Genomic DNA, 7,475 nt, shown 5'->3' with positions numbered 1-7,475 from the left:
TACAGTGACTGTAGCAACTACATGTCTGTGAACGATCGAGGAGATATCCGTGAACCCCGCCGACCGTCATTTGGCCAAACCCGGCTGCTGGATTTGACGCGCTTCAATAGCAAAACTGATCGAAGAGCGCGGCTGGGCAGAACTTCACCGTTACAACCGAATTGGGGCCATCTACGATTTCGTCCGAAACGAGATTGCCTTCGGCTACAACCGCGCCGACGACATTCCTGCCTCTGCGGTACTGGCGGATGGTTACGGGCAGTGCAACACGAAAGGTACGCTTCTCATGGCACTGTTGCGCGGCTTGGGCATTCCCTGCCGACTGCACGGTTTCACCATCCACAAGGCGCTTCAGCGCGGCGTGGTGCCCGAATTGGTCTACCCCCTCGCACCGGCCGAAATCCTTCATTCATGGGTCGAAGTCGAAACCGATGAGGGATGGATCAATCTGGAAGGCTTCATTCTGGACGCGCACTTCTTGCAGACGCTTCAGAAGGAGTTCAGCGACACAGAAAGCCTTTGCGGCTACGGGGCCGGAACGGATTGCCTGAGCGCGCCACCAGTCAGTTGGAGCGGCGGCAGCACTTACATTCAGAAAACAGGTATCATTAATGATTTCGGAACCTTCGATGCACCCGACGACTTTTATTTGAAATATCGCCAGAGCTTCGGATTCGCGCGTGACCTGCTCTATCGCCATGTCCTTCGGCAATGGATGAATGCACGGGTGCGTGCGATTCGCCGGGGAGTTTTGCCACGGGTCCCGGGTCTCAGTCGGCCCAATCATAGCCACGAGGAGACAAATCGTGCCGCATGATCACGGCCACGCCCACATCGATCCTGAATCTGGTGATCAACGGGTCGCCATCGCCATCTGGGCCAACGGCCTTCTGACAGTCGCGCAGATCGTCGGCGGCATTCTGTCAGGGAGCTTGGCGCTGATTGCGGATGCGCTGCACAATTTCTCGGACATGGCGTCACTGGTGATCGCCTTTGCCGCCCGCAAAATCTCGCGACGGCCCGCAGACGAGCAGATGACCTTCGGCTATGGGCGAGTCGAAATCGTTGCAGCCCTCATCAACTACACGACCCTGATCCTGATCGGCCTTTACTTGATCTATGAGGGTGGCATGCGCATGATCGACCCGCCCGAAGTCGCGGGTTGGACCGTGGTCATCCTGGGCAGTGTGGCGCTGTTCATCGATACCCTCACCGCGTGGCTGACCTATTCGATGCAGAAAGGCAGCGTGAACATCCGGGCGCTGTTCCTCCACAACCTCAGCGATGCGCTGGCGTCTGTGGCCGTGATCGTCGGTGGCGTTCTCATCCTTCTCTACGATGTCCGCTGGGTTGATCCGGCGATCACCATCGGGATTGCCGCCTATATCCTCTGGCTCGCCTTCAGCGAGATCGGTGGCCCGATCCGCACCCTGATGTTGGGAAGCCCGCCCGATATCGACACGGACAAGGTTATCGCGGCCGTGGAGGACGTGGACGGAGTCGAGGAAGTTCATCACGCACATTTCTGGCAGATGCAGGAGCATCGTGCGGCGCTCGATACCCACGTCGTAATCGCCGAGGACCGCTGGGATGACCTCGAAAACATCAAGACGGCAATCAAGACCCGCCTCGACGAGGAATTCGGGATCGACCACTCAACGCTGGAGTTTGAACGCTCAGCGACCAAACATCGGGACGCACACAGGTATGGTCATGGGTGACCTCAAAACCGTGGTTCTCGTGCTGGGTTGTGCGGCCAATCTGTTGCTGGTCGCGGGTATACTCTGGTCCATGTTCCAACCGGAGCGACGAGTCTGGCCGCCGATTCACTCTACAGGAGCCCACAAGATTGTCGTCTGGGGACTTACGTGCGTCGGCTTCGGATCTGCCATCGTTTTGGCTCTGCTAGAATGGGGTGAGCTCGACTTCCCATGGATCATACGTTGGGGTCTAGGGCTTTGTCTGATCGTTCTGGGCAATGCCGTTGTCTGGTCCGGTGTGATGCAACTTGGGATGGCGGCGACGAGTGGTGATGAAGGCGTTCTGCGGACCCGTGGCCTTTACCGGTTCTCCCGCAATCCTCAGTATGTGGCTGACATGGCGATCCTCATCGGGATCGGACTGCTCTCCGCCTCGATCCTCGCGTGGCCAGTGATTATCACCGGCGTTACTGCATTGGCACTCGCGCCCTTCGCTGAAGAGCGCTGGTTGATTGATCGCTACGGGGAAGCTTACCGAGGCTACCTCCGCACAACCCGCAGGTTTCTCTGACAGCATAAGGACAGCTGATCTCACGGCTTTGTGAGTGGCAGCCTGTTGAAGCTCTAGTGGGTGGAGGTCCGAGAATAGTCCAAACAGATAAAATTTGAGGTTTTCATGATGAAACGAGCGAACGACATGTCAGTCACGCGCAGGGCTGCGCTCCTGGGGGCCGCCGCAAGCGGCTTGGTTCTCGGAACCGGCAGGGGAGTGGCACAGACAAACGAGGGTCTGGCGACACCGGCGGTGCGAAGCAATATTTCCGGGTTTAGGGTTGCGTCCTGGCAAGATCATTTTGACAACCTGCGGAATGGCGCGATTCTCTGCGACATTGACTCCCGCGCGGTGCAGTTCTGGTCGGAAGACGAAAACGTCTACAAGCTTTACCCCTCCAGCGTCCCTCTTACGGAGGAGTTGACGCGGCGCGGTTACACCGAAATCGTTCGCAAGGTGGATGGCCCGAGCTGGCGACCTACGCCGTCGATGAAGGAGCGCAATCCCGAATGGCCGGATTTCGTTGGCCCTGGCCCCGACAATCCCCTTGGAACACACGCCCTTTATCTGTCATGGCAGTACTACCGCGTTCACGGCACAGTGACACGCGCAAGATCCGTCGACAATCCGTCCAACGGCTGCCTCCGGCTCTACAACGAACATATCCGAGAGTTTGTTTGGAATAGCCGAGAGTTGGTACACTCAGGTATAGTTTGTTCTAAGGCGCGAAAATTTTAAATATGCGAATTCATCTTGGCTTACTTCTCCCAGCAGCGTTTTTGTTGGGAGCGTGTTCCGCTTCTATTCCTGGCGGGCCCGACACTGCACAAAACAGACCACTGCCGGAGGCAGTCGTCGCTATGGCCGCAACGGGTCAGGATCTTCAGTCCGCGCGCCTTTTGCCGGAAGACGGCTGCTACTGGTATCTGCACAACGGTCCCGTGGAAGTTACCCTGGTGCCGCTCCGAACCCCTCGCGGAAATCCGATTTGTACCGCGCCGGCGGCCTAGCGGGGTTCAGTAATCCGAAGTGCTCCCCGGCTAGGATAAACTCCCGTCACTTTCCCTGACCGATGGTGCTTTGGTACACGGCCTCAGCTTCCCGCAGTGACACTGTCCTCGGCCGAGTAGAGGAAAGCCGTCGAACCAATATCGACGTTGGGATAAAGCTCGTTTATGTGCGCCATGACCATTCTGACGCAGCCGGAACTTGCACGACCGCCAATGCTTCTCGGCTGTGGCGTACCGTGAATGCGGAGATAAGTGTCCCGGTCGCCGAGAAAGAGATAGAGAGCTCGCGACCCAAGCGCATTCTTAGGTCCGGGCTCCATACCGTCGGCGATATCAGCGTAGAGTTCTGGGTCGCGGTCGATCATGTTCTGCGTCGGCTGCCAATGCGGCCATCTGACTTTACGCTTGATCGTGTATGTACCTGGTTCGTACAGATCACCACGAGCAATGGCGACGCCATAGCGCATGGCAGTCCCGCCCTCCTCGATGTGATAAAGGTAGCGCGCAACCGCATCGACATGAATGTCGCCCGGTGTCAGCCCGTCTTTCGCGGCCACCCGGGTCGGGAGAAACCGCGGATGTAAGCCCCAGGGGTTCGAGGTTGCCGGGTCAAAGCCGGGCGGCGTCACCTGTGCGTCCCAGGCAACCTTCTGCGATTCGGTCGGCCAGGTATTTGCCAGCACCGGGCTGGCAACCGGAGCAGAAAAGAGGGCGGCGGTGGTCATCACGAAATGTCGTCTAGTCAGCATACTATACTCTTCCAGCTTTGTCTGGCGAATGCCGTGACACGAGAACCGGCGTTTAATGTACCATAGAACCTCTACCAACTAGAGCTTCAAGGAGTTTCTTCTGACACAGATTGATTGCTCGGCTTCTACATCTTGTCGCGTGGTCGATGGCGATTATTCGAGCACTTAATGTAAATTACAGTCGTATTTTACATAACCTTGATTATGGGTGAAATATACTTAATGTTGCGTTAGTATATTATTGAAGGTAAGATGGTGTCCGACAAAGGGGCCCCTACCATGCGCTTTCAACTCAAGAGACTGTCGCTATGCCTAACCGCAGCAATCACTTTAGCGGCTGGTTGGCTGCCGAGCATCACAAAGGCTCAAACCTACCCAATCGACTGCGCAATCCTCCTCTGTCTGTCCGGGGGTTGGCCCGCTTCCGTGCCTTGCAGCCGTGCCCGCGCCGAGTTTATTCGTCGCATCACGCCATGGCCTGTAGAACCACCACTGCAGATTTGGCGCTGTCCTATGGGCGCATCTTATGAGACCGAACGGCATCCGAGCAATGTAGGCCGGATCTTCGAAACCTTGTTTCACGCCAAGGACTATTCGCCCCACCAATCGTTTCCAGGCAATGATGTTGCCGTCCAAACAAAATCAACAAATGCCGTTTGGCGCTCTCCAGAAACCGGAACGGGCGGCATTCCAGCAGACTTCGTGCTTCGCCTTGTTCAGGATCGTGCTGATATCGATATCAGCGGTCCGGAGTTCAATTTTGTGCGGTCCATCCGCGTCTTTGACGTTCGCTATGCCCGCCAGCACGAATCCGGGCGAGATGGGGATTGCAACCGAAGTGCGACCGTGGTCCTCGGCACATATGGGACCCAAGGTGACTTCGCGTGGCAAAGGTCTTCCGTCACTGCCCTTCCTTCGGCTCACGTAGGTCTTGAACGCTGGGGCGAGCATTGCCCTGGCATTTATCACCGATCCGTCTTCGTCGATTGGCGTGACTATGAGGGCAACTACGGGTTCGAGCAGGTGAACTACTGACCTGCCGCCACGTAGATTTGTCTCGGAAGACGGCTTCTTTGGCGTGTACGACCGCACCGCATACGCGTCGCGGTCCACATGCTGTTTGGCGTTTCGGCAAACACTGCGGGTTCGCTCTGTTCACCTGTCGTCGCTTCTTCCGATCCTCGTCAGCGCATCGAAGTCGATTTCTTGCTTCTGTTCGTCACTTATATCCGGCCGGGTTTCCGATACCGGCTGGGGCCCTTGGACGTCCCACATCACCGCATGTGAGCCTGTACTCCAGCGATAAACCCAACCAACAACACTGCACCCATCGGTCCCGATCAGATTGGCGATCGCGACGCCCTCACCCTTATCATCGTTCACTGTTTACTGACTTCCTGCACTGTGGCGCTGCGAAATGCGGCGTGTGGTTGCAGAGTGTTCACTACGACCATGCACCAGCCTTCGTTGATTTTGGCTACCTGGTCCTCGATGAGGGAATGATCATCAGACCGGGAAAATGGGTTCCGGTTTTCTCAACAATTCATTGGCTTTAAATCCTGTGGTCGGGCTCCGTGGCGGCTTCAACGATCGCCAGAACCTCGAACGGGTCAAAGCCGATGGCGCGCGCCAGAACGACCAGCTCGACAACGTCGACCCGGCGCTGACCGCTTTCAAGGCGGGCAATGAGGGATTGGTGGCATCTGAGCTTGGTCGCCAATTCATCTTGGCCAAGGCCTGCCTTGATCCGAGCGTCGACCAACGCCTGGCAGAGTGCCACCTGCCCTTTGCTTCTGATTGTTTTTGCCACGCGTCACATACCTTTTGTGACGTCGCTAGCGGATGAAATCTGTTATCTAAAAAGTAGATATTTGAGGGTGTTATCGGCGTCTGGTTTCCATGGGCTGCAAGTCTGATGCTCCCGAGGTTGCCCATCAATCCCCTACCAATTGCAGAAATCGGCCATAGTCTTCACTGACTTCGCGCGCTTCCTCGAAAGCACGGGCCCGTTCACCGTCGAGGCAACGGAAGTAGCTCTGGATATCCTGGATGTAATCTTCGAAATCGCCACGGATGATGTCTGCATAGTCCCGCGCTGCCTGCGAATCGCTTGGCAGAAAAGGACGGGCCGGGGCGAAGCAGGATTCTGCGAAACCCGCGCCAGGGACAACCAGGAGTATCGATACAGCCCGCAATAGGTGTTGGCCTCTCAACCTTGGGTTTCTCAAACCTGTTATCTCCTTGATCGCAGACACTGGCCGTGACTAGTGTTTGCGTGACCAAACTACAGCTAAAGCACGATATTACATCTTGCGGTTGTTATTATACTATCGTAACTCTGGGCTTCAAGTGGGAATGCCTAGGGTCGCGCCATTGGAGAAAGCGTGAGCCGGGCCATGAACTGGGACATCGAAGCACCAAATGTGGTTACGGAAGCCAGGTTCCGCGAGCTCGTGGAAAGCGGCTATAGCGCAGAAATCCTGTGCCAGGAGTCGGCACATAAGAAAGGCCCCAGCTATTATGGGGTCTGGATCATGCGCGTTATCTCTGACGACGGCGTCGAAAAGCTCCTCGTCACCGCCCGCACGCGGACGACCTACAACGATATCAAGATCCGCGAGTTCAAGACGATCTCCGGCGTGGTGTCTTTCTTCATTGGCCTTGGCTTTACGCATGTCGACCTGCCGCTTGAAGCGGGGACAAGCCGCACGCATAAACTCGCCCCGTCAGACAAAGCCCCATCAGACTTGGGCACTGGCAACTAACCTCGTCTGTCTCTGGCTGGTCGCAGCACCTGCCTCAGCGCAAATGGTCCTGATCATGGAGAGCGACGGCTCTCTGACCCCGTCGCAGTCTCAGAGCGGTTTTGCTCGAAACTACAATGACGGCGTTGGTCTGGGATCGGCGTCCGATGGTTTGGCCATTCTTGGTGAGACTGAAGCAGCTTCCGAACTTGACTCGCTGAGGCTTGCGGCACTCGCCCAGCCAGCACCCCTGCCCCGCGCAGACGTTCTCTTGGGCATCGAGGCAACAGCCCTGCGCTATGTCGGCCATCCCGGCCTGCGCCGCGCGGGACTGTCCGTCACGGATTGGCTGGCTCTCTACCGGGCCAATATCGAGGTGGAAAGCGCCTACAGGCAGAATGCCGTCTCGAGCGCGGGCGCCATTGGTCTGGGCCAATTGATGCCTGCTACTGCCCGAGATCTCGGTGTGGATCCTCATGACGCGCTGCAGAACCTCGACGGCTCCGCCCGCTACCTGACAATGATGCTGGAAAGCTTCGGCGATCCGCATTTGGCGCTGGCAGCCTACAACGCCGGGCCGGACGCCGTACGCCAGTACGGTGGCATTCCCCCTTACAGAGAAACCCAGAACCACGTGGCCCGCGTCATGGCTGTCGTGGCCCGATTGGAAGGATCAAATTCATGATGTCCCAACCTTTTTGGAAATCATTCCTCAAAAC

General features: G+C 57.0%; 9 protein-coding genes and 1 pseudogene. 7 read left to right on the top strand and 3 right to left on the bottom strand.

Annotation, left to right across the window (positions count from 1 at the left end):
* The first annotated feature begins 21 nt into the window (after positions 1-21).
* From ROS217_RS22470 to ROS217_RS22455, 4 genes and pseudogenes are all read left to right on the top strand, one after another.
* Positions 22-817 (top strand): annotated as a pseudogene (locus tag ROS217_RS22470) (transglutaminase-like domain-containing protein).
* Positions 807-1,721: a cation diffusion facilitator family transporter gene (locus ROS217_RS22465; RefSeq protein WP_009820244.1), complete on the top strand. Its 915-nt coding sequence runs from the start codon at positions 807-809 to the stop codon at positions 1,719-1,721. Before ROS217_RS22470 ends, ROS217_RS22465 begins: the two are co-directional and overlap by 11 nt.
* Entirely contained in the window at positions 1,714-2,271 is a 558-nt protein-coding gene (locus tag ROS217_RS22460) for a methyltransferase family protein (protein ID WP_040652314.1), read from the top strand. Before ROS217_RS22465 ends, ROS217_RS22460 begins: the two co-directional genes overlap by 8 nt.
* A gap of 108 nt (positions 2,272-2,379) precedes the next feature.
* Entirely contained in the window at positions 2,380-2,991 is a 612-nt protein-coding gene (locus ROS217_RS22455) for a L,D-transpeptidase (protein WP_009820242.1), read from the top strand.
* Between the two features lie 355 nt (positions 2,992-3,346).
* Here the strand turns inward: ROS217_RS22455 and ROS217_RS22450 are convergent, their stop codons facing one another.
* On the bottom strand, positions 3,347-4,012 hold the full coding sequence (locus tag ROS217_RS22450) for a L,D-transpeptidase (protein WP_040652264.1): 666 nt from the start codon (positions 4,010-4,012) through the stop codon (positions 3,347-3,349).
* A gap of 279 nt (positions 4,013-4,291) precedes the next feature.
* Here ROS217_RS22450 and ROS217_RS22445 point away from each other — a divergent pair, with 279 nt between their 5' ends.
* A complete protein-coding gene (locus tag ROS217_RS22445) occupies positions 4,292-5,047 on the top strand; it encodes a hypothetical protein (RefSeq protein WP_237279982.1) in 756 nt (251 codons plus the stop codon).
* Positions 5,048-5,564: 517 nt separating this feature from the next.
* Here the strand turns inward: ROS217_RS22445 and ROS217_RS22435 are convergent.
* Together ROS217_RS22435 and ROS217_RS25070 are read right to left on the bottom strand one after the other, a co-directional pair.
* Positions 5,565-5,822 carry a helix-turn-helix domain-containing protein gene (locus ROS217_RS22435; RefSeq protein ID WP_009820240.1) on the bottom strand — a complete coding sequence of 86 codons (258 nt, stop codon included), beginning with the start codon at positions 5,820-5,822 and terminating at the stop codon, positions 5,565-5,567.
* A gap of 124 nt (positions 5,823-5,946) precedes the next feature.
* Entirely contained in the window at positions 5,947-6,207 is a 261-nt protein-coding gene (locus tag ROS217_RS25070; RefSeq protein ID WP_009820239.1) for a hypothetical protein, read from the bottom strand.
* Between the two features lie 201 nt (positions 6,208-6,408).
* On the opposite strand from ROS217_RS25070, the gene ROS217_RS22425 reads away from it, so the two are divergent.
* Together ROS217_RS22425 and ROS217_RS22420 are read left to right on the top strand one after the other, a co-directional pair.
* Positions 6,409-6,777 carry a hypothetical protein gene (locus ROS217_RS22425; RefSeq protein ID WP_009820238.1) on the top strand — a complete coding sequence of 123 codons (369 nt, stop codon included), beginning with the start codon at positions 6,409-6,411 and terminating at the stop codon, positions 6,775-6,777.
* A gap of 43 nt (positions 6,778-6,820) precedes the next feature.
* Positions 6,821-7,441: a lytic transglycosylase domain-containing protein gene (locus tag ROS217_RS22420; protein WP_009820237.1), complete on the top strand. Its 621-nt coding sequence runs from the start codon at positions 6,821-6,823 to the stop codon at positions 7,439-7,441.
* Positions 7,442-7,475: the final 34 nt, after the last annotated feature.

Source organism: Roseovarius sp. 217 (assembly GCF_000152845.1).
In the GTDB taxonomy this organism is placed as follows: Bacteria; Pseudomonadota; Alphaproteobacteria; order Rhodobacterales; family Rhodobacteraceae; genus Roseovarius.
The sequence above is the reverse complement of the archived record's forward strand: the minus strand, read 5'-3'. Positions and strand labels throughout refer to the sequence as shown.